Origin of the sequence: Alicyclobacillus shizuokensis NBRC 103103 (assembly GCF_001552255.1) — a bacterium.
Taxonomy (GTDB): domain Bacteria; phylum Bacillota; class Bacilli; order Alicyclobacillales; family Alicyclobacillaceae; genus Alicyclobacillus_G; species Alicyclobacillus_G shizuokensis.
This window is the reverse complement of the sequence record NZ_BCQV01000108.1, coordinates 1-2,103: the sequence shown is the minus strand read 5'-3', so window position 1 is coordinate 2,103 and position 2,103 is coordinate 1. Positions and strand designations below refer to the sequence as shown.

Here is a 2,103-nt window from a genome sequence, read left to right as displayed (position 1 = left end):
CTCAAGTTTGACAGTACCCTTGATGTGACGCGGGTTTGTAGGCTCAAGTTTGTACCACACGCACTTTAGCCCCGCATCCCTGCGGGGCCCCGGAATAGATATTCGTCTGACAGTCCTGCGTGGGTCGATGCTATTCCTTACTCCGCATACGTTCAGGTTCCGAAACCAAGATGGTCTTGTGAGGCATTGGAATACCCAGGCTGCTCAGGATTCGCCTCACACTGTCGCTCGCCTTTGTCACGCTGAGAAATTCTTTGTCCAGGAACGTGGCGCGCACCGCCTGCCACCGCCTCAGCTCACGCACAATGGCCTCTCCCGTATACCAACGCTCTTCGAGCTCCGCTTGTGCCTTCGCCCGCTCTTGCTCATTCTCAATGGTCGCCACCGATTTCGCTTCTCGTTGCCATTGCCTGCGATACAGAACCTGCATCTCCTGCTCGAACAGATACGCCAGCACACAGACAAAGATGTGGCCTCGTACCCGCTTCTCGTTCCAGTGATACACAGGCCCCACGTCGAGGAAGTTCTTGATCTGCCGAAACGCTCGTTCAATTCCCATGAGCGTCTTGTAGGACAACACAACGTCCCCTGCAGGCAAGGCGGTATTTGTCCGAATCAGAAACTTCCCGTCCCGCAGAGCCTCCTTGGCGATGGCACCTTCGTCCCGCGCGAACGTTAGCACGCCATCCTGGTAATCCACGTGAAAGAATGCCTCGGCACCCTTCTTCGTGAGCAGCTTCGCCACCTTGAGCATGACGCCTTTGAAGGTAGGCTTACGTCCGCGTCTTGTCTGCGTCAACCGCTCCGTCAGGGCCGTAAGTTCTGCCTCTACCTCCGCGATTGCGCTCTCCCGAAATGCGGCATCGTGAGCGGCCTTTTCCGGGTTGTAGCACAGGATGTACCGCACACCGACCGTCTTCTCGTCATCCTCCACGCTATCGCAAGGCACCTCGAGATAGCACAGGTTGTCCTTGAGCTGAGCATAATTCGCCAAATCCGCAAACTCCTCCAACAGCCTGTCGCTCACGATTCGCCCACGTTTGTGAAACCCGACAATGTACGGAAACCCGGCCTCCGCCATCAAGGCCATATTCTTTTCCGTCACCATCCCGCGGTCTCCGACGAACACGCACTGCTCGACCGCAAATTGTTTCTTCAGGCGCTTCAAGATATCCGGCACCGTCTCCTTGTCGGACACGTTGCCCGCAAACACCTCGTGCGTGATGGGGATGCCCTCCGGAGTCACCAGAAGCCCCAGTTCGACCTGCTCCAGATCCGGACGACGGGTGCGTGAGTATCCATACTTCCCCAAAGGGCACTCGTGCCCATACAGATGCGTACTGGTCAAGTCGTACAGCACCAAAGACAGCTTGAAATTGAGTAGGTCCGTCAGCCGGCTATACAACACCTGCTCCAACTGCGGTTTGATGTCCATGAGGTAATCCAGTGCCCGATAGAAGTGCTGAAGCTGCCAGGGTTCAGGGCCTGCGTCGGGGAGATACAGGTCGTCCAGCGTCTGAAACAAGCGGAGCTTGCTGGAGGGGTCAACCAGCCGATGAATGACCATCGCCTGGACGTACCGGGCTACATCAAAAGTGACGTCCCGGTCTTTCAGTGCGTGACGGATGGCCTCTGTCAGCTCGAGTTGATTCCACAAAAATTGAACCACATACGGGACGCCAAACTGCAGCACATGATGGGTCTCAAAATCGTCGATTGAACCGGTGGTCCGGTGTTGTAGGAGTGACTCGAGTGTGCGAATAATCTGTTCGATCTCCCGCTCCGAGTACTGACTGATGTTGCCGAGGCTGGCAACGCGGCGTTTCTTGACGGTCCGGCCATCTCGATAAGACTCAACAATGTGGAGGTATTTGTAGGTCTTACCGTCGGGTTTCTTTGTGGATACAATTTGGGCAAACAAGGGGGTCACCGCCGTTCATATTCATATCCACAAATATAGCGAACATACTCGATGATATCAACGTATATGAGGAAAAAAGTTTGACCTACATTTCCGACGCGCAAGTGGCCCAAAACCATGAAAAAACCGCGCCGTAGCGCGGTCTCGGTCCCCAGTCAGGTGTCCTTAACTGTCAAACTTGA

1 protein-coding gene is annotated in these 2,103 nt (G+C 55.1%); it reads right to left on the bottom strand.

Annotated features, from left to right (window positions below; all coding sequences use genetic code 11):
- Nucleotides 1-130: 130 nt before the first annotated feature.
- Entirely contained in the window at nt 131-1,930 is a 1,800-nt protein-coding gene (locus tag ASH01S_RS17495) for an IS1634 family transposase (protein ID WP_245629153.1), read from the bottom strand.
- Between the last annotated feature and the right edge of the window lie 173 nt (nt 1,931-2,103).